This is a genomic window from Nostoc sp. DedQUE12b (assembly GCF_034530835.1).
GTDB lineage: Bacteria > Cyanobacteriota > Cyanobacteriia > Cyanobacteriales > Nostocaceae > Nostoc.
In genome coordinates this window covers 17,280-38,651 of sequence record NZ_JAVRCI010000031.1, presented here as the reverse complement: position 1 = coordinate 38,651, position 21,372 = coordinate 17,280, and the positions used below count along the sequence as shown (strand labels likewise).

Annotated in this window: 13 protein-coding genes and 1 other RNA gene; 10 read left to right on the top strand and 4 right to left on the bottom strand. The window is 44.0% G+C overall.

Annotation, left to right across the window (positions count from 1 at the left end):
* Window positions 1-25 precede the first annotated feature (25 nt).
* Window positions 26-349: a hypothetical protein gene (locus RMY16_RS16815; protein ID WP_322737361.1), complete on the bottom strand. Its 324-nt coding sequence runs from the start codon at window positions 347-349 to the stop codon at window positions 26-28.
* A gap of 732 nt (window positions 350-1,081) precedes the next feature.
* Here RMY16_RS16815 and RMY16_RS16810 point away from each other — a divergent pair.
* The 10 genes from RMY16_RS16810 to RMY16_RS16765 all read left to right on the top strand — a co-directional run bounded on the left by RMY16_RS16810 (window position 1,082) and on the right by RMY16_RS16765 (window position 16,922).
* The gene (locus RMY16_RS16810) at window positions 1,082-1,606 is read left to right on the top strand and encodes a pentapeptide repeat-containing protein (RefSeq protein WP_322662518.1); all 525 of its coding nucleotides are present in this window, start codon (window positions 1,082-1,084) and stop codon (window positions 1,604-1,606) included.
* A complete protein-coding gene (locus tag RMY16_RS16805; RefSeq protein WP_322737360.1) occupies window positions 1,603-2,769 on the top strand; it encodes a 5-(carboxyamino)imidazole ribonucleotide synthase in 1,167 nt (388 codons plus the stop codon). The genes RMY16_RS16810 and RMY16_RS16805 overlap by 4 nt, the downstream gene beginning before the upstream one ends.
* A 60-nt stretch (window positions 2,770-2,829) precedes the next feature.
* Window positions 2,830-3,013, top strand: a non-coding RNA gene (gene ssrS / locus RMY16_RS16800) — 6S RNA.
* Window positions 3,014-3,149: 136 nt separating this feature from the next.
* Window positions 3,150-9,026: an AAA family ATPase gene (locus RMY16_RS16795; RefSeq protein WP_322737359.1), complete on the top strand. Its 5,877-nt coding sequence runs from the start codon at window positions 3,150-3,152 to the stop codon at window positions 9,024-9,026.
* 167 nt (window positions 9,027-9,193) lie between these two features.
* The gene (locus RMY16_RS16790; RefSeq protein WP_322737358.1) at window positions 9,194-10,459 is read left to right on the top strand and encodes a pitrilysin family protein; all 1,266 of its coding nucleotides are present in this window, start codon (window positions 9,194-9,196) and stop codon (window positions 10,457-10,459) included.
* 87 nt (window positions 10,460-10,546) lie between these two features.
* Window positions 10,547-11,821: a pitrilysin family protein gene (locus RMY16_RS16785; RefSeq protein ID WP_322737357.1), complete on the top strand. Its 1,275-nt coding sequence runs from the start codon at window positions 10,547-10,549 to the stop codon at window positions 11,819-11,821.
* A gap of 178 nt (window positions 11,822-11,999) precedes the next feature.
* Window positions 12,000-12,956 (top strand): peptidoglycan-binding domain-containing protein, encoded by a 957-nt coding sequence (locus tag RMY16_RS16780; RefSeq protein WP_322737356.1) that lies wholly within the window; start codon window positions 12,000-12,002, stop codon window positions 12,954-12,956.
* A 467-nt stretch (window positions 12,957-13,423) separates the two neighbouring features.
* The gene (locus RMY16_RS16775; protein ID WP_322737355.1) at window positions 13,424-15,589 is read left to right on the top strand and encodes a GAF domain-containing protein; all 2,166 of its coding nucleotides are present in this window, start codon (window positions 13,424-13,426) and stop codon (window positions 15,587-15,589) included.
* Window positions 15,590-15,686: 97 nt separating this feature from the next.
* Window positions 15,687-16,070 (top strand): response regulator, encoded by a 384-nt coding sequence (locus tag RMY16_RS16770; RefSeq protein ID WP_322737354.1) that lies wholly within the window; start codon window positions 15,687-15,689, stop codon window positions 16,068-16,070.
* A gap of 258 nt (window positions 16,071-16,328) precedes the next feature.
* Window positions 16,329-16,922 carry a Uma2 family endonuclease gene (locus RMY16_RS16765; protein WP_322737353.1) on the top strand — a complete coding sequence of 198 codons (594 nt, stop codon included), beginning with the start codon at window positions 16,329-16,331 and terminating at the stop codon, window positions 16,920-16,922.
* A 22-nt stretch (window positions 16,923-16,944) separates the two neighbouring features.
* On the opposite strand, the gene cheB is transcribed toward RMY16_RS16765, so the two are convergent.
* The 3 genes from cheB to RMY16_RS16750 all read right to left on the bottom strand — a co-directional run bounded on the left by cheB (window position 16,945) and on the right by RMY16_RS16750 (window position 21,356).
* Window positions 16,945-18,072 (bottom strand): chemotaxis-specific protein-glutamate methyltransferase CheB, encoded by a 1,128-nt coding sequence (gene cheB, locus RMY16_RS16760; RefSeq protein ID WP_322737352.1) that lies wholly within the window; start codon window positions 18,070-18,072, stop codon window positions 16,945-16,947.
* A 54-nt stretch (window positions 18,073-18,126) separates the two neighbouring features.
* Window positions 18,127-20,511: a hybrid sensor histidine kinase/response regulator gene (locus tag RMY16_RS16755; RefSeq protein ID WP_322737351.1), complete on the bottom strand. Its 2,385-nt coding sequence runs from the start codon at window positions 20,509-20,511 to the stop codon at window positions 18,127-18,129.
* A 263-nt stretch (window positions 20,512-20,774) separates the two neighbouring features.
* Window positions 20,775-21,356, bottom strand: coding sequence for an MCP four helix bundle domain-containing protein (locus RMY16_RS16750; RefSeq protein ID WP_322737350.1), 582 nt, complete (start codon window positions 21,354-21,356; stop codon window positions 20,775-20,777).
* Between the last annotated feature and the right edge of the window lie 16 nt (window positions 21,357-21,372).

Here is a 21,372-nt window from a genome sequence, read left to right as displayed (position 1 = left end):
TAATAGCAAAGCCCAACATAAAAATTTAGGCATCTTCAAGTTCAAATTGAGCCACCGTAACAGCATTAAAAGCGAAAGCTAAAACTAATGGCATTGGCGACTGAAACCAAAAGGTAAAAAGAACAGCTAGGATTGTGCCAGTTACCGCGGATATTGACCACAATCGCTCTTCAAAAGTCAGTCCTTTTTCGGCTTTAATCAATCTGAGAACATGAACTGGAATTGGCTCCGGCATTACCCCACCCGGAGGGAAAGCCCAGAAGTTGTTACGTCGCTCAACAAATAAATCTGTCCAGCCATTTTCTTGGCACCATGCCTCGATCCATTGAAGTGAGTAATGATTCATCATCGGGTTTCAGAGTTCGGTTTGTGGAAGTTGTGTGCTTGGTGAATGTAAACTCTTAGAGATTCCTGAAGAACTAAACTAATCGCTATAAAATTAACGCTAATTATCGAACTTTAAGCTTTTTAAGCAGTTGAGACGCATATAATTTCGCTCAAACCTTGCTTTCATTAATTAAAAGACTAACAGTTGATCGGGGCTGTTGAATTTAAAAGACAACAAACTTTACTTGAAAAATGGAAAGTCAAGAATTGTAAATAATTCAGTGAGTATTACTGCTCAATAAAACTCTTGATATCTTGAAATTCAAAGCTCCAAATGAAGAATTGTAAATAAGTCAACAAGCATAGGCATAGCCCATAGGAAACATTGCTTTATTCAGCTAAATTATTCCTTGAGAGTTAGGAATTTCAAGTTTTATCTTCATCAAGAGCGGTAACTTAAGCTCCCCGTCTCTATTTTGCTAAAGCTTGATGTAATAAGTAATTTATACTTAGTCATTGCAATCTGTATTGTATTTAATAATTATTGTTCTGGATATCTAATTTTAGTGCGATCGCAGATTGTTACTCTCTACCTCAAGTAGCAGGGATAATTTTGCTAAAGTAAGAAGTTTATGCTCTTTTTGCGTTACAAAATATTAAGCAACGGCAATACACGTTCTCCAAGTCCAGTAGCAAGGCTGCGAGTCTCAATTAGTACGATCCAGTCTTGCTAATATTCAAGTGCGGTAATTAAATGCGGCGATTATACACTAAATTGGCTCTCAATATATTTTGGCGGCAAGGGTTGGCATTCCTTCTGGGAATTATTATCTGGTGTGTGGCCGATCCAGCAGTGGCAGTAGACTGGACTCATCCGCTTTCATTTAGCAATGCAGAGTTGTCAAGACGTGATTTTTCTGGACAGAGTTTGCAAGCTGCGGAGTTTTCTAACGCCAATATGGAATTGATTAACTTTACAAACGCTGACTTACGCGGAGCAGTTATGAGCGCTTCAGTGATGACAAAAGCAAATCTCCACGGAGCGGATTTAACGAATGCAATGGTTGATCAGGTAAACTTGACTAAGGCAGATTTGAGCGATGTAGTTTTCAAAGAAGCTCTTTTGCTCCGCGCCATATTTAATGATGTAAATATAGACGGTGCAGATTTTACAGATGCAATTTTGGATAGAGCGCAAATTAAAGAACTGTGCGAAAAAGCCAGTGGTGTGAATTCCAAAACAGGCGTGCAAACTCGTGATTCTCTAGGATGTCAATGAAGCGTGTTGGTGTAATTGGTGGCGGACAACTAGCCTGGATGATGGCGGATGCAGCAGAGAAGCTAGGCGTAGAATTAGTAGTACAAACTCCAAGCGTTCACGACCCGGCTGTGTCAATCGCTCAGGAAACTGTTTTTGCACCAGTTGATGATGCAAATGCTACGGAAATCTTAGCTCAAAAATGCGATGTCATCACCTTTGAAAATGAATTTGTTAACCTGCAAGCTTTATCTGGTTTAGCACAGCAAGGCGTTTGTTTCCGTCCTAAATTAGAAGCTTTAGCTCCTCTTTTAGATAAATATCATCAGCGTTGTTATTTACGTGATTTGGGCTTACCAGTTCCTCAATTTTTCGCTCTTGAGGAGGTGGAAAATATTCAATCCAAAATAGAATATCTAGGTTTTCCAGCAGTTCTGAAATCCCGCCGTCATGGTTATGACGGTCAAGGTACTTTCATAATTCAGGATTTTGCTGCTTTAGAACAAAAGCTAAGTCATGAAACCACAACAAAGACTTTAAATCCATCACTTTTCTTGGTAGAAGAATTTGTCCCCTTTGAAAGAGAATTAGCAATAATTGCAGCTCGTTCTGTAGAGGGAGAAATTGTCACTTACCCAGTAGTGGAAACCCAACAAGAACAACAAGTATGTCGGCGGGTGATTGCACCAGCCGAGATTGCGCCTAATCAGGTAGCAGAAATCCAAGCGATCGCACATACTCTATTAAATAGCCTAGAAGTAGTGGGAATTTTTGGAATTGAGCTATTTCTCACGGCTGATGGCAAAGTACTGGTAAATGAAATTGCACCACGTACCCACAATTCTGGACATTTTTCTCTTGACGCTTGCGAAACATCTCAGTTTGAGCAACACCTCCGAGCCATTTGTGGTTTACCTTTAGGGAATCCGGCTTTACAATGCGCGGGTGCTGTAATGGTCAACCTACTGGGGTATAAAAATTCTTATAGCGACTACCAAAGCCAGCGTCAACAAATAGCAGAAATTCCCCAGGCGCACGTTCACTGGTATGGGAAGACAGAATCACGTCCTGGGCGGAAGTTGGGACATGTCACTGTTTTGCTGGATAATCACAATCAAGAGTCGGCAAGTGCATACGCCAACGACATCGCCCACAGCATAGAATCTATCTGGTATCCCAGGTAAATAGATCAGAAAGTTTCGATATTGAACACACAACATCTTTTGAAAAGCTATAATGAGTGAGTTGCACTACGACGTTGGTGACTGCCATCAAGTTTTTTGATCTATGCCTTTAATGACAAGGGAGTCAACTGTTCTCGTGGCAGTATACCGGGCATGTACCCGGAAACTTTAAACGAGGAATTTAGGTTCCCACCTGGATAAACCCAGGTCATAAACTTAGGTAAAACGGCGTCGCGGTGAACTTAAAATTATTAGCTCCCAAAGTCAGTTAGAATTTGGGAGCTTTAATTATTTCAATCAATTTAAAATCAGCGAACTGACAGTAAAGATTGCGATGTTTTTGGGAAACCTAGATACTGAGGTTTCAAGAATTAAGCCCTATGGTCAGCATTCCCGGATATCAAGTTAGCAAAGAACTCTACAACGGTTCTCGAACCTTGGTTTATCGCGCTAATCGAGAAACTGACCAAAAATCTGTAGTGATTAAGCTGATGAAAACTGCTTATCCCAGCTTCAGCGAATTGGTACAGTTTCGCAACCAGTTCACCATTGCCAAAAATTTGAATCTACCTGGAATCATCCAAACCTATAGTCTGGAACCCTATCATAATGGCTATGTGTTAGTGATGGAAGACTTTGGGGGAATTTCTTTGAAGGAATGGGGACTTGTACTGAGCGAAGCCGAAGTAGTCGGGGGAAGGGTAGAATCTCTGATAGAGTTTTTACAAATTGCGATCGCACTGTGCAATACATTAGATATTCTAATTCGTCATCGGATCATTCACAAAGATATTAAACCCGCCAATATTTTAATTAATCCAGAAACTAAAGAAGTTAAATTAATTGACTTTAGCATTGCATCTCTACTGCCACGGGAAACTCAAGTACTGATGAGTCCTAATGTGCTAGAAGGGACACTTGGCTATTTGTCTCCAGAGCAAACTGGACGGATGAATCGGGGAATTGACTACCGAACTGATTTTTATTCTCTAGGTGTAACTTTTTACGAATTACTAACAGGGCAATTACCATTTAAATCGCACGAGCCGATGGAATTGGTACATTGTCATATTGCCAAACTTCCGTCTTTAGTGCATGAGATTAATCCACAAATTGCGCCTGTACTCTCATCTATTGTCAGCAAATTGATGGCAAAAAATGCCGAAGACCGCTATCAGAGTGCATTTGGGCTGAAATATGATTTACAAAATTGTTTAGACCAGCTAAAAGAAACAGGGGAAATTGCCAGTTTTCCAATTGCCCAACGGGATGTGTGCGATCGCTTCATTATCCCAGAAAAACTCTATGGTCGCGAGCGTGAAGTTGAAACTCTGCTTAAAGCATTTGACCGTGTTACCAACAATCAGACGGAACTAATGCTGGTAGCTGGTTTTTCTGGTATTGGTAAAACTGCTTTAGTCAACGAGGTTCACAAACCCATTGTCCGGCAACGGGGCTACTTTATAAAAGGCAAATATGACCAATTTAATCGTAATATTCCTTTCTCCGCTTTTGTGCAGGCGTTTCGAGACTTAATGGGACAATTGCTCAGTGAAAGTGATACTCAATTGTCAACTTGGAAAAGTAAAATTTTACAAGTGCTGGGTGATCAGGGGCAAGTTATTCTTGAAGTAATTCCAGAACTAGAACAAATTATTGGTCAACAACTACCTGCAACGGAACTTTCACCAAGTGCAGCCCAAAATCGCTTCAATTTACTCTTCCAAAAGTTCATTCAGGTATTCACCACAAAAGAACATCCATTAGTAATTTTCCTAGATGATTTGCAGTGGGCTGATTCTGCATCACTCAAATTGATGCAGTTGTTGATAAGCGAGTCAGGAAGTGGCTCTTTACTTTTAATTGGGGCTTATCGAGACAATGAAGTATCTACCGCGCATCCGTTGATGTTAACTTTAACGGATATTCGCAAAGCTAATGCCACAATTCATAGCATTACTTTAGCCCCGTTAAGTAAAGCTAGTTTAAATCAATTGCTGGTTGATACTTTGAGTTGTTCAGTTGAAACTGCCCAACCTCTAACGCGACTCATCTATCAAAAGACTCAGGGAAATCCATTTTTTATAACGCAATTTCTCAAAGCATTGTATGAAGAGGGACTAATTAGTTTTAATTTGGAACAAGGGTACTGGCAATGTGATATTTCTGCTGTGAAGGCACTTGCTCTGACAGATGATGTAGTAGAGTTCGTAGCACTACAGTTGCAGAAATTGCCAACAACAACGCAAAATGTATTGAAATTAGCCGCGTGCATTGGCAACCAGTTTGATTTGCGAACCTTAGCAATTGTTTCTGAACAATCGGAAACCGAAACGGCAGCATCTTTATGGAAAGCTTTGCAAGAAGGATTAGTTTTACCTACTACTGAAGTTTATAAATTCTTTCAATATAGTGGAGATGATTCTGACTCAAATCCATTAAATTATGATTTCCAAGTCCCCATCTACAAATTTTTACACGACCGTGTGCAACAAGCTGCCTATTCTCTGATTCCAGGTGAGCAAAGACAATTTACCCATCTTAAAATTGGTCAATTACTCTTACAAAATACCTCTAAATCACAGCAAGAAGAGCGAATTTTTGAGATTGTCAGTCAGTTAAATCGGGGAATATTGCTAATTAGCCAGCCGACTGAACGTCAACAATTAGCTCAGTTAAATCTGAATGCTGGTCGAAAAGCAAAAGAAGCTACCGCTTATAGTGCAGCAATTCATTACTTGTATTCTGGAATGCAGCTGCTACCGATTAATAGTTGGAAAATCGCCTACGAATTGACTCGAAGTTTATACGAGGAAGCAGCCGAAGCTGCTTTTCTCAATAATGAATTTGAGCAGATGGAATCTCTTATCCAGGTTGTCATTGAAGAAACAACCACCTTACTGGATAGAGTGAAAGTTTATGAAGTGCAACTCCAAGCTTATCAGGTGCGGAATCAATCATTCAAAGCGATCGCAATTGGGCGTGAACTTCTCGCTCAACTTGGGGTAACATTACCTGAATCAGTAACACCTCCAGACATTCAGCAATATGTATTCAACACGCTCTCGACTTTGGCAGCCAGAAGTATTGAGGGCTTAGTTGATTTGCCATTGATGGATGATACCAAAGCTTTGGTTGCTTTGCGGATTATGGCTAGCATTGCTCCCGCCATCCACCAAACTGCCCCTTATCTGTTCCCAATTATTGCCTGCGAAGAAGTGAATTTATCTCTTAAATATGGCAATGCACCACTCTCTGCACCGGGGTATGCAGATTTTGGAATTGTACTTAATACTTGTAACCAACTCGAGTCAGGCTACGAATTTGGCAAACTAGGTTTAATGCTTGTGGATAGACTTCAAGCAAAATCTGTTCAAAGCATGACTCTATTTAAGGTGGGTGCATTGAATCAATGTAATAAACAACATGTTCGCACTTCAATTAGTTTATTACAGGAATCCCATAGCCTTGGATTAGAAACAGGCGATTTTTTTCATGTGCTGGCATCGATGATTTTCAAGTTATTCTATGTCTATTTAAGTGGCACAGAAGTTTTGGAAATTCTCTTAGCAGATATCAAAGCCTACGAGTCTAATTATGCCAAAAATCAACGCTTATTAAATTGGTCTAATATCGTCTCTCAAACCATTAAAAATCTCACCGAGTATAGCGACTATCCAGACTCCCTGATTGGTGAAGATTGTCAGGAAGAACTCTTATCTGCGCTCCTCCAAGAAAAGGACGAATTAACACTCCATATATTTTTCTTAAGTAAGTTAATACTCAGTTATTTGTTTGAGAATTTTTCTGCGGCGGTTGAGAATGCAAATCAGGGAGAGCAATACCTCAACGGTGGCATAGGAATGCTATCTGTGCCTGTCTTCTACTACTACGATTCTTTATCTCGGCTGGCTGTATATCCAACGGCTGAACCGTCTCAACAGGAGCAATTACTCTTAAAGGTTGGCGAAAATCAAGAAAAATTGCAGTTTCGAGCCAACTTTGCACCGATGAATTTTCAGCACAAATTTGATTTGGTGGAAGCAGAACGCCATCGGGTTTTAGGCGAAAAAATAGCAGCAATAGAATTGTACGATCGCGCCATAACTCTTGCAAAAGAAAACGAATATATCCAAGAAGAAGCCTTGAGCAATGAGCTTGCTGCCAAGTTCTACCTCGAATGGGGCAAAGAAAAAATCGCCCAAGTTTATATGCAAGAAGCTTATTACTGCTATGCTCGTTGGGGTGCTAAAGCCAAAACTGAAGACTTAGAAAAACGCTATCCTCAACTCCTGGCTCCCATCTTGCAAGGGCAGCATCATCGCTTTCAACTGAGTTCAACTGTCGATGCGTCATCATTTCCACATCAAACCATCCACACAAACCTTTCTAGCAGCAGTATTTCTGAAGCCCTCGATTTTTCCACCATCTTTAAAGTCTCACAAGCTCTTTCCAGTGAAATTCAACTAGAGCAATTACTTACTACCCTGTTGCAAGTGGTGATGGAAAATGCTGGAGCGAAAAAAGCTGCCCTACTTGTACTCGAACAGGGCAACTTAGTGGTTAAAGCTGTAGCCACTATCAATGAAGGGGTGACTCTAGTATCTATACCATTGTCAAGCAGCCAAAACATTCCGATCGCATTGGTAAACTATGTCAAACACAGCTTAAAAACTGTGGTGCTGGATGATGCAACAGTAAAAAACGATTTTACTACTGACCAATATTTGATGCAGCAACAACCTAAGAGTGTGTTGTGTACGCCGATTTTGCATCATGGCCAATTAATCGGGTTACTATATCTGGAAAATAAGTTGACGATTGGCGCATTTACAAGCGATCGCACTGAAGTAATTCAACTGCTATGCGCTCAAGCCGCCATCTCTCTAGAAAATGCCCGTCTTTATCAAGAATCTCAAAATTATGCCCATCAACTAGAGCGAGCGATCGCTCAACTTCGTGCTACCGAAGCCCGCTTCCAGAAACTCGCTGATAATATTCCTGGGGCAATTTACCAACTACGTTTAAATCCTGACGGTTCAGCTTCAATGCCTTACGTCAGTTCTGGCTGCTACAACCTTTATGAGGTGACAGCAGAAGAAATAATGACAGGAACGCAAAGTCTCCGTTCTCTGGAACATCCAGATGATTTTGCCAGCATTCAGCAGGCGATGAGCTACTCTGCTGAAAATATCACACCATTTCGACACGAATGGCGAATTATCACACTTTCAGGAACCGTGAAATGGCTTCAAGGTGCATCCCAACCAGAGCGACAAGCTGATGGCTCGATTATATGGGATGGCGTAATCATAGATATTAGCGAACGCAAACTTGCTGAAGCCGCACTACAAGAGTCTGAAGCTGATTTACGGCACAAATCTCAGGATTTAGAAGAAGCGCTGCAAAATTTCCAACAAGCCCAATTACAAATGGTGCAAAATGAAAAAATGGCAACCTTGGGCAACTTGGTTGCAGGGGTAGCACATGAAATTAATAATCCTATTGGATTTCTCAAAGGCAGTGTCAACAATGCCGAAGAGTATATTCAAGACTTACTCGCTCATATCCAATGCTACCAAGAACATTATCCTAATCCAGCGATCGCAGTCATTGAGCATAGCGAAGAAATTGACCTAGAATTCCTGACTGAAGACTTACCAAAGCTAGTAGGCTCGATGAAAGTAGCTTCAGGACGGATTGAAGACATTAGTACCAGCCTTCGCACCTTCTCCAGAGCCGATACAACCGAAAAAGTTGCTTGTAATCTCCATGAAGGGATTGAGAGTACTTTGTTGATTTTGAAGTATCGCCTCAAAGCTAACGAAAAACGTCCAGCAATTGAAGTTATCACTAAATACGGAAAACTACCACCTGTTAAGTGCTTTTTAGGACAACTAAATCAAGTATTTATGAACATCCTGGCTAACGCAATTGATGCCTTAGATACATCCATTGAAGGGCGTTATTTTGCTCAAGTGGAAGCCGAACCTCAGCAAATACTGATTCACACCGAAGTATCCAGTGACCAAAAGATAGTGACAATTCGCATCAAAGATAACGGTCAGGGAATACCAGAAGAGACTAGAGCAAGGATTTTTGACCACCTATTTACAACTAAAGAAGTTGGCAAAGGTACGGGATTGGGACTCGCGATCGCTCGTCAAATTGTCGAAGAAACCCATGATGGGCGGTTGAGTTGCAATTCTGTGCTTGGCGAAGGAACAGAATTTGTCATTGAGATTCCAGTATTTTAACTAATTTGTGATTTTCCTCTCAATGCATAACGCTTCTAATTTTTCGGTAATCTGGAGAACAGCAATCGCATAATTCTTCTAAATCTGTATAACTTGATTCTAAATGAGGTAGCGTTCAGAGTTAGAATGACACAATTGCGTTAAATTGTGGTCAAAACTACAAAAAATTGTTAAAACAACTAACTAATACCGTATTTCCAGCCTCGATCTTCCGACTAGACAGTGGTTTAACTTTTATTCATCAAGAAATTCCTACTACTCCTGTAGTTGTGGCGGATGTTTGGGTGCGTGCTGGAGCCAGCTTAGAGCCAAAACCGTGGTTTGGCATGGCACACTTTTTAGAACACATGATTTTTAAAGGTACGGCGACGCTACCCCCTGGAATGTTCGATTCCAAAGTTGAAAACCGGGGTGGCGTGAGTAATGCGGCGACAAGCTATGATTATGCTCATTATTCACTCACTACAGCTGCCCCTTATTTAAAAGATACTCTGCCCTACCTGGGAGAACTACTACTCAATGCGGCAATTCCAGAAGATGAATTTAGCCGGGAACGGGATGTAGTCCTAGAAGAAATTCGCTCATGTCAGGACGATTCCGACTGGATAGGATTTCAAGCTCTAATTCAAAGCATCTATCCGCATCACCCTTACGGACGTTCAGTGTTGGGTACCGAGCAAGAACTGATGCAGCAATCGCCAGAAGCAATGCGCTGTTTTCATCACGCCCACTATCAGCCGGAAAACATGACGGTGGTAATTGCCGGGGGTATAGCCCAGCAACCAGCTTGGGAAATGGTAAATCATTCATTTACTGATTTTGCCGAACGCTCGAATTGTCCGCAGTTTGAGAAAGTCACAAAGCCAGCGATCGCCGGAATTCATCGTCAAGAATTGTGTTTACCACGCATAGAGCAAGCGCGATTGTTGATGGCTTGGCTGGTACCAGGGGTAGAAGATATCCGTACTGGCTATGGTTTAGATTTTTTGTCAGTGTTATTGGCAGAAGGGCGGACTTCGCGTTTAGTGCGTGATTTACGAGAAGATTTGCAATTGGTACAGGGAATTTGCAGTAGTTTTTCTCTACAACGAGAATCAAGTTTATTTACAATTACTGCCTGGTTAGAACCAGAAAATCTGGAGAAAGTTGAATCTTTAATTTGCGCTCATTTGGATGATTTGCAGACTATAGGAATTAGCGAACAAGAACTTGCCCGCACACGCAGGTTGCTATGTAATGAGTATGCGTTTTCTACCGAAACACCAAATCAACTTACAGGGCTTTATGGATATTACAATACCATTGCCCAAGCGGAATTAGCTGTGACATATCCCCAGCAGATTCAGTCTTTTGATGCCAAAGAACTGCAAAAATTAGCTAAACAGTATCTATCGCCACAGAATTACGCAGTTACGATACTTAAACCATGTTAGTCATTAGTTATTAGTCATTACCAAAAGACGAATGACAAATGACAAATGACAAAAGACAAATGACAAATGACAAAGGACAAATGATAAATGACAACCTTGCTGCAAAAATCACCCATCCATCGCACCGTATTGAACAATGGACTTGTTGTGCTGGTGGCAGAAAATCCGGCTGCGGACATTATTGCAGCGCGAATCTTTGTGCGTGCTGGTAGTTGTAACGAAAACCGGGAGCAAGCAGGATTGGCACATTTGTTATCAGCAGTGATGACAAAAGGATGTGATGGACTTTCTAGCTTGGAAATTGCAGAAAAAGTTGAGTCTGTAGGGGCGAGTTTGAGTGCGGATGCTGGCACTGATTATTTTTTGCTATCTTTCAAAACGGTAACATCCGATTTTGGGGAAATTTTAACATTGGCAGGGCGGATTTTGCGATCGCCGACTTTTCCCGAAACTCAAGTGGAACTAGAACGGCGTTTAGCACTCCAAGATATTCGTTCTCAAAAAGAGCAACCGTTCAATGTCGCCTTTGAACAAATGCGACAGGTAATGTACCAAAATCATCCCTACTCGATGTCAGTGCTAGGAGATGAAACCACTATGAGCCGCTTAACTCGTGCAGATTTAGTGGAGTATCATCAAACTTATTTCCGCCCAGATAATGTAGTAATTAGCATTGCTGGGAGAGTCACACCCACAGATGCAGCAACGTTGGTGGAAGAAGTTTTTGCTGATTGGCAAGCGCCAGCCCAAGCACTACCAATACTGAATTTACCTGAGATTAAGATAGAACCGCAGGTAAGGCTCAAGCCAGTACAGACACAGCAATCAATCGTGATGCTTGGTTATTTAGGAACATCAGTGAATTCTGTAGACTACCCTCCATTAAAATTGCTCTGTACCTACTTGGGAAATGGGCTTTCTAGCCGCTTGTTCGTCGAATTGCGGGAAAAACGAGGTTTAGCTTACGAAGTATCTGCCTTTTACTCCACAAGGCTCTTTCCAGCGTCCTTTGTAGTTTATATCGGTACAGCACCGGAGAATACCAGCATTGCCCTAGAAGGACTGCGTACAGAAGTAGATTTATTGTGTACTACTGAAGTATCCGAAAGCGCACTCCAAGCTGCTAAAAACAAGATATTGGGGCAATACGCTTTAGGTAAACAAACGAACGGGCAAATTGCTCAGATATACGGCTGGTATGAAATTTTGGGCTTAGGAATTGATTTTGACACCAAGTTTCAAGAATTGATTGCGGCGGTGAGTGCCAAGGATGCGATCGCTTCAGCCTGTAAGTATTTAAAAGAGCCTTACTTGTCTTTGGTTGGTCAAGAAGAAGCAATTAATCGAGCGATCGCGAACTGAGAATGTGCCGCAGCCACGCCTGTCGGACATATTGTAAAATGCAGCAGCTGTTTTTTAGACCAAGCGGCTGTACCATTAGCATGAGAATATTCTGGGAGTGAATTCCATGCAACGCAGCCTGACAGCAAGTATTTTGAGTTACTTAAAATTACTATATCCAACTGTAAATCGCTGTAAAATGGAAAAACGGCCAAAGAGGTCTAAATCTTTATCAGCCATTGAAATACTCTTGTTTTCCGCTACGCCTCTGCTCATTGCCTCAACGGCTCTAGTATCAATAGCAGCGCCACAAAAAATTGCCCAAGTAAATCCTCAAGATAGTATTAACCGTCCTAGCCTGAAAGTTGGTAGCCAAGGCGAACGTGTATCTGAACTTCAGGCAGCTCTAAAACTTTTGGGTTTTTATTCTGGTGCAGTAGATGGTATTTATAGTGAGAATACAGCTAGTGCTGTTTCTCGGTTTAAACAAGCAGCTGGCTTGAATCCAGATGGCGTTGTTGATGCCAGCACTTGGCAACGACTTTTTCCTAATCAGCCAGTAGCAGCATCAATCGTCCCTTCATCCCAACCAAGATTTAACTCAGCTACAAATTTTCCTGTTCCCACCCAGGCTAGTAACCTCACCAACGTTGCAAATCCCAACCCCAACCCTCCGAGACAAGCTGTAACACAAATTCCGACCAGACTAGAACCAAGACCTAGTACCCCAAAAAAAGCTGTAACACAAGTTCCGACCAGACCAAAACCTACTCCTCCAAAAAAAGCTGTAACCCAAGTTACGACCAACCCTGAACCAAGACCTGCTACTCCCAGAAAAACTACGACTTCTAGCACACAGAAACCGCCGAAGCGTACTACATCAACTACTAGAACTCAGTCAAACACAACTACAAAACGAACTCCTGGTATTCAATACACCTCAGAAGGATTACCAATTTTGCGTATAGGATTACGTGGTTCTGAAGTTGTTAAGTTGCAACAACAACTGAAAAAGCTTGGTTTCTTGAAAGGTAATGCCGATGGAGACTTTGGCGAGACAACCGAAGCAGCGGTAAAAGCAGCACAAAAGCGCTATGGCTTAGAACCTGACGGTGTAGTTGGTGGCTCTACCTGGGAGGTTCTTTTGCGGCGTTAGGCTTATCCCTACTCTTAAAGCTTTGAATAAAGCTTTGAATAGGGTGTGATATCGTGTCCGATTAAAGACTTATCATTAAGACCGCAGAGGGGCAGCACTTCGGCTTCCTTCTCTACGAGAGGCTGCGCCTTAAGCGTAGCTATGCCGCAGGCTTTACGACTACGCTCAGGGCAGGTAGCTCAATGACCGAGGGGCAAAGGGGAAGGGTTTTTGGTCTTTTTGCATAGATTCGGGAATTATAACTAATTAGCCGGACATGATATGAAAGTTAATGTTTTAAAAATCTAGAATTTAGATTCTTAGCGCCTTTGCGTCGGCAGTCGCTCATGGGGAGCCAGTCCGTTCCGGGGGTTCCCCCCGTTCTAGGAACTGGCGTGGAAACCCCAGACGCTCTCTACAAGACGCTACGCCAACGCGATTAATATACTCCGTGATTTCAGTCACTTCAAACGGCTGGAACTCTCATTATGTTATTCAAAGGATCGAGAAGTTGGTGGAACAAATCGCTGGCGCGATCGCGGCGGAAAGCACCATCAAAAACACCTGTTTCACCGTCAAATTGGCGATCGCACCTCAATAAAAATAAAACTATGAAAATCCCTGAATTACTACTTGATTCCATGCTCTCTTGTACAACGATGCCCTGCACCAGCGAACTGACACGCCTCAAAGCAGTGTATCAGTTTCAGGGTTTGGATTCTGTACCCGATCGGGCATTAGATGACTTGACAGCACTGGCGGCCGATCTGTGCCAAACTCCAATGGCACTAGTGAGTTTTATTGGAGCCGATCGCCAGTTAATTAAGTCTAAGGTGGGAATCACATTAACAGAAATTCGACGAGACCTCACATTTTGTAACTACACCATTCGCCAGTCAGATGTATTTGTGATTCCAGATACCTTGGCTGATCCCCGCTTTGCCACCAATCCCTTCGTTATAAATGCTCCCAATATCCGATTTTATGCCGGAGTCCCCCTGGTAACGGCTGGCGGTTGCGTTCTGGGTACACTCTGCGTCATGGACTTTGAACCGCGCGATCTGAGCCAGAAACAACAGAAAGGATTGCAGACACTCAGCCATCAAGTAGTGGCGCAATTGGAGCTAAAGCGCAACACCACAAAGCTGCGTCAAATGCTCCCGGAAATCAAACAACTAAAACAGCAATTGATTACTCAGGAATTGGTTGGTCAACAAGATTCAATTCTGTTTAATCTGGCAAATCAAATTCGTAATTCTTTGGATCTGGACACGATTTTACAAACGGCAGTGAATGAAATTCATACTCTGTTGCAAGTCGATCGCTGTGACTTTGTGTGGTGTCTGCCCAACAAAGATCGGTTCAACTTTATGGTGACTCATGAAGCGACTAACCCAGAGATTCAGATGGTGTTGGGAGAACTTTCCCTTGGGCCAGGCTCCATTCTGGCAGAAACTATCTTAAATCTAGATATGCTACGGATTGAGGATGTTTCTACTACCTCAGAGGCACTCACCTTGGAGGATCGCGCCCTGTTGCGTCAACTGGTAGTAACCTCGGTGCTGTTGCTGCCACTGAGAACCCATTCTGGTCAATTGGGTGCTATTGTTTGCCATCACTGTCGCGGTTCGCGCCAATGGACTGATAGCGAAGTCCGGTTACTCAAAGCTGTCACCGATCAAGTAGCGATCGCTCTCGATCAGGCAGAACTATTTGCCCAAACACGAGCAACCGCCTTTGCCGCTCAAACTCAAGCCACCTATCTGGGGAATGCACTGAGCCAGTTACAGGAAACCCAAATGCAACTGGTACAGCAAGAGAAGATGTCGAGCCTGGGACAATTGGTGGCCGGAGTTGCCCACGAAATCAACAACCCGGTTAACTTTATTAACGGTAATATTACTTATGCAACCAACTATGTTCGGGATTTGCTGGAATTATTGCATCTTTATCAAGCAACCTATCCCAATGGAACTGATGCTATTCAGGAAAAGATAGAGTCCATCGATCTTGATTTCTTGATGCAAGATTTGCCTAATCTATTGTCATCGATGCAAATGGGTGGAGAACGAATTCGGCAAATTGTCCTATCTCTGCGGAACTTCTCGCGTCTGGATGAAGCAGAGATGAAACCTGTGGATATCCATGAAGGGATTGACAACACGTTGTTAATTTTGAAGAGTCGGTTGAAATTAACTAGTGCCAAGTTTGAGATTCAAGTGATTAAAGCATACGACAATTTACCGCCTGTTGATTGTTATGCGGGGCAATTGAATCAAGTATTTATGAATCTTTTAGGTAACGCGATCGATGCCTTAGATGAAACGCCTAATCCGATGGTTACCATTCAAACAGAACTCATTAGTAGAGAAAAATCTGGTAATTCCGATCTATCCCAATTTTCCCACGCAGATAGTGTAGTGATTCGGATTCGAGATAACGGTTCTGGCATGACAGAAACAACCCAGCAAAAACTGTTCAATCCATTCTTCACCACCAAACCCATTGGCAAGGGAACGGGGCTGGGACTGTCCATCAGCTACCAAATTGTGGTTGAAAAACATGGCGGCATTTTAAAATGCTCCTCAGAACTTGGGAAAGGCAGCGAGTTCTTGATTCAAATTCCGGTTGAGCCTCTGGTTAAAAGTACTTGAAGTGTGTATAAAATTATCACAATATCAATTGTTCAAGTCTTCCTTTGGGAATGCTAGGCTAAACGCCAACAATGATTGACTCATCGACTTGTAAAGTATGTCAAATGGTACGACAAGCTCACCGATTGTTCTCGCGCTTGATGATAGCCCTGTGATTCATCAAATGATTAAACGAGCGTTAGAACCGGGCTATCAAGTAATAACAGCCGCTAACGCGGTTGATGCTCTGTCGGTCATTTATCATCAACGGATTTCAGTCTTGCTATTGGATGTGCAGATGCCGGATGTAAACGGGTTGGAGTTTTGCCGCACGGTGCGGAGCCTGCCCCAATTTCAGCATTTGCCCGTGATTATGGTAACTTCTCAAGATTCCCCCTTCGACCGAGTGAAGGGTCATCTGGCGGGTGCAACAGAATATCTGATCAAACCTTTTGATGCTGAACAATTGCGCGAAGCTGTACGAAAATTTATTGGCTCCTGATCTGCTTGTTCATCAGACTTCGGTGTGAGCGCGGTAACTGAGCAGTTCGACAGGCTCACTGTAACCCTTGTCGAAGTTCAGTCGAACGCTGCCCACTCCACAACAGTTATATAAATCTTAGATATGCAAATTAGAAGTGGTTTAGCTTAACAGTGTGCAATGGGTAAACATTAGCGCAGAATGAGGATTTGCTAAGATTGGCACAGCCAGTTTTCTATCCTGACAGCCTTGCGGCGGCGATCGCGGAGATTCCTAGCCATGACTCAAACTGCACCCAAAGTCCCCAAGTTGATGACAATGGAGGAATACCTTGCCTATGACGACGGTACTGACACGCGCTATGAGCTTGTAGATGGAGAGTTAGTAGAAGTGCTGACTGAATCCCCAGAAAACTGCAAGTTTGCCAAACTCCTCATGTTGGAATTGGCAAAATACATTTCGATTGTGTTGATCAACCTCAAAGATATGGAAATTGTGGTGAGTGGCAAACGAGCAAAGGTGCGCTTACCCGATCTGACCATACTGAGTGAGGAAGGATACGCAACGCTGGCAGGACAACGTAGCAACACAATTACCCAAGATATGCCACCGCCAATCTTGGTGGTTGAGGTGGTTTCACCTGGACAAGACAACCATAATCGAGACTATCGTTACAAACGCACAGAATATGCGGCGCGAGGGATTGCAGAATACTGGATTATTGACCCGGAAATACAGCAAGTGACGCTGTGCTTATGGGTGAACGGGCAATATGAAGACACGATTTATATGGGCGACACCCCTCTGGCATCGACAGTTATTCCTAGTTTTAAGCTGAGTGCTGCTCAGATTTTGGCATTTGGACATGGATAGCATTGATGGGTTATAGCTACACCTAACCCAGCTTATAACTGGAGATTCGATTCAATAGCATGGGAGCAATTTCGCCGATCGCCAAAATATGTTGGGCGGCTCCCAGAGCGATCGCTTCTTTGGGCATCCCGAAGACAACGCAGGTTTTTTCATCCTGGGCAATGGTAGTGCCTCCGGCTTGAGCGATCGCTTGTAATCCATCTGCGCCATCCCGTCCCATGCCAGTCAGCAAAATACCAACCGCCGATCGCGGGTAGCAGGTGGCAACGGCTTGAAACAAAGCTGTAACCGAGGGACGATGCCCAGAAACGGCAGGAGTGCTGATGGTAATTAATCGCCCTTGAGTGTCGAGTTGCAGGTGTTGTCGTTCGGGAGCAAAGTAGACAGTACCCGGTTTGGGAAATTCTCCCGGTTGGGCGATCGTCACGCGCAGGAAACATTCTGCTGCTAGCCAATCTACCAGTCCTTGCAGAAATCCTTCGCTGATATGTTGGACGCACAGAATGGGTACGGGAAAGTTTGCAGGTAGTTGTTTTAGGATCGCGTACAATGCCTGGGGACCGCCTGTGGAGGCTCCGATCGCCACGACTTTCGGCAGGGAAAACGGGGAATTACGAATGGGGAATTGTGAGTTACTGACAGGGTTTGGGCTAAATGGTTCTGGCTTTTTTTTAGGGCTAAGAGGATGCATTCTGGGTTCTACCGTCGCACGGGAAGTGTGGCGAGTAAAGACTGTAACCCCTGCCAGAACTTTGATCCGGTTGATTAATTCCTGCTTGACTTGTTCATAGTCTGAAAGTGAGTCAATGTTGGGTTTGGGAAAAACATCCAAAGCACCCGCTTGCAGCAGTTTAAAAACATTGCGAGAATCTTCTTGAGTGTTGACGGAGGTGCTGATTACCAGAATGGGACGGGGATAGTCTGCCATAATCCGGCGGGTTAGTTCCAGTCCATCCATTTTGGGCATGTGTAAATCGGTGCAGATTACCTGCGGCTGTGCGGCTGGAATTCGCTCCAATGCTTCCACACCATTGGGAGCAGTTCCCACCACATCCACTTCTAGAGAACTCGCCAGAATCTGCTTGAGGATGGTTAAGGCGACGAGCGAATCCTCCACCAGAAAGACGCGAATCGGGGCAGAGTTTTTCATCAATTGACAGTAAGTTGAGATTTTACAAGAAAATTATTCTTCATCCGAAAACCTCTACACTAACCGTTTAAGGGTTGACAGCAAGGCTTCTTGATTAAAGCTGCCTTTGATAATGTAGGCATTGGCTCCGGCTTCCGCACCCCGACGTTTATCTTCATCGCTGGCAAGGGAAGTAACCAGGATAATTGGAAGTTCGCTATATTCTTGATATTGGCGGATTTTAGCAGTTAACCCCAAGCCATCGAGATTTGGCATTTGCACATCGCTAACAACGGCATCAACGGTGTGCGATCGCAGCTTGTTCAATCCATCCAAACCATCCACAGCAGTAATCACTTGATAACCTGCGGTTTCTAAAATCCGCTTTTCTTGCGTGCGTGTGGCAATAGAATCTTCGACTAATAAGATGGTTGGTTTTGTGGGCACAAGTTGACGAGTTTGGGTAGAAGAAATGGACTGCGATCGCGATCGGGCTGACTTCACCAAATCTTGGGAATTCAGCACCATACACACATCTCCAGTGCCTAAAATTGTTGCCCCGGAAACATTGCGGACTCGTTTAAGTAACTGACTTTGGGGTTTAATCAGTACATCTTGCTCATCCACTAAGGCATCTACCACTACACCCAGTTGTGCTTGCCCAACCTGAAGAATAATACAGGAAAGCGCCGTTTCTTGAGTTAACCCAGATGGCATCGGGGGCAGTTCTAATAGATCGGCCAACTGCACAATCGAAATGGGTTGGCTATCCCGAATTATTGTGTCACGTCCCTCCAAGGGAAAAATCTCTTCTGACTTGATCAAACAGGCGGTTTGCACAAACTCCACTGGGATGGCATAGGGCATTTGGTTCACTTGCACAATCAAGACATGGGCGGTTGCTAAGGTGATACCGAGATTGACGCGCAGTGTACATCCCAGCCCGGGAAACGATTCTACCTGAATCGTACCTTTTAATTTCTCGACATTGGTTTGCACCACATCCAGCCCCACACCCCGTCCTGATACTTCTGTCACCAGGGGGGCTGTTGAAAAACCCGGTGCGAAGATCAACGCCTGGATCTGGCTGGGAGTCATTGCTGCTAATTCTTCCTCCCCGCAAATGCCCCGTTTCACTGCTATTTGTTTGATTTTATCCAGGTCAAGCCCCCGGCCATCATCACTGATTTCCAGCACAATGTTAGTGGGAGTTTGGTAAGCTCTGAGCCGAATTGTTGCCGTTGTTGGTTTTCCTAGCCGTTCCCGTTCCTGTGGTGGCTCAATTCCGTGATCGATCGCATTCCGCAGAATGTGCATTAGCGGATCTTTCATTTCTTCCAACAGGCGTTTGTCGGCAAGGGTGTCTTTGCCTTCCAGGATTAACTCCACCAATTTTCCCTGCTGCTGCGCCAGATCGCGCACCATCCGAGGGAAGAGGTTGAAAATCGTTGCAAAGGGCAGCAATCGCAGGGTACGAATACCTTCTTCTAGATCGTTACTTAGTTGTTCCAGTCGGGTTGTGTCTTCCGAAAGGGAACTCTGCAAGGTTTTCACCAAATGGCCCAATTCCTCTAATCGTTTTTCAGAGTGATGATGAAAAGTTTCTAGACGTTGGAGGGCGAAATCACTTTGTTGCTCTCGGCTGAACGCAAACCGATTAGTGAATAAATCTCGATTCCATTCTTCCCACAAATTAGCGATCGCCTCAATTTCTCCCAGCCGATGAGCAATCCGAATTTTGGTTACAGTTAACTCCCCTGCTTGCGTCATCAATGTATCTAGGTGGCGAGTACCTACGCGGATGGTTTCGATGCGGTAGCTAGAAGAGTGCTGAGTGCTGAGTGCTGAGTGCTGAGTGTGGAGTGTGGAGTGTGGAGTGTGGAGTGTGGAGTGTAGAGTGCTGAGTGTGGAGTGTGGAGTGTGGAGTGTAGAGTGTGGAGTGCTGAGTGTGGAGTGTGGAGTGTGGAGTGTGGAAAATGCAGAGCGGATCTTTTCATTCTCCGTATCCCCTTGTCCCCTTGTCCCCTTGTCCCCCTCATCCCCCTCATCTACCCCTGCTCCCCTTGCTCCCATCAATTCTGCCAGAACAGAAAAGGTATCAACCCTGGCAGGTTCTCCGGTGACGGCTTCATGAACGAGTTTGCGGATAGCGGCGATCGCATGAGCAAGGCGTTCATAGGGCGTGTCTGTTGTGCCATTGCCCAACGAGGATGCAGGGTTTTCTTGTTGCTTGAGTTGAGTCAAAACATGCTCAATTTGATGTGCCAGAGTGCCTATATCTTTGATTCCTAGCATATTGGCATCGCCTTTGAGAGAATGCGCCTCTCGCATCAAGGCTTCCAGGACAGCCAGATCGTCGGGATGGTTTTCCAGATGCAGCAATCCATCATCCAGGTTTTGCAGGTGTTCTTCGCTGGCTACTTTGAAAACATCTCTCAGTTCTTCATCATCGATCATCATAGTTTTAAGTAGTTAGAGGTTGAGCCAATAGGTTCGGATAAGCATTTTTCACAATCGAGTGTGGTCTGGGGAATGGGGTTGCGGGTAAAGGATGTATTCAAAAACTTTCCCCTTTTCCCTTTCCCCTTTAACCAAACCATAGTAAGGGTTGAGCGACTAAATGGTTGCCTTGAGTGCTTGCGCTGACTCGTTTAGTTGTTGAGTACCAGAGCGGATCTGGCTAATGCCACTGGCAGTTTCACGCGCAGCAATATTCAAGTCATTCATGGCAGAGACAATTTGCTGAATGGCGATCGCTTGCTGGTTGATATTGAGTGAAATCTGTTGACTATTGATGACAACGCCACCTTCATTTCTGGAGAATTTTCTCGCTTCTGGCTGGTCAATTCCAGCTGTCTGCCAGTGGGGTTTATAACACCCAACTGGGCAAAATCCTGGTAAGTCTGAAGATAGGCAGCATGATCTTGCTTCCACGCCTGCCACTGTTGCTTAAACGTCTGATAGAGTTTGTCCTCTTCGCGGGCGCGGGGCGTGGCTTCATATTGCTCAAGACCTGTGTCAATCTGCTTCCAGGCTGCCTGCATTCGATTTAACTCAGACTGTTTGGCTGCGGAGGGTAATTCGGGGTTGATAATCGCTCGCTCTGCCGCCTGTATCTGGGTCTGCCCTTCATTAACTCTCCACAATCCGTCGATGCTGGGGAGGCTGTTATTACTGAGAGTGTCGATATGGCTGCTTAATTGATGAGTACCCCGCCAGCCGAAAAACCCTACAACCATGACGATACCGCCCATTAGCAAAAATGAACCCATCAATCGTCCATGCAGAGACATATTTTTTAACATATTTGTAACTCCAATA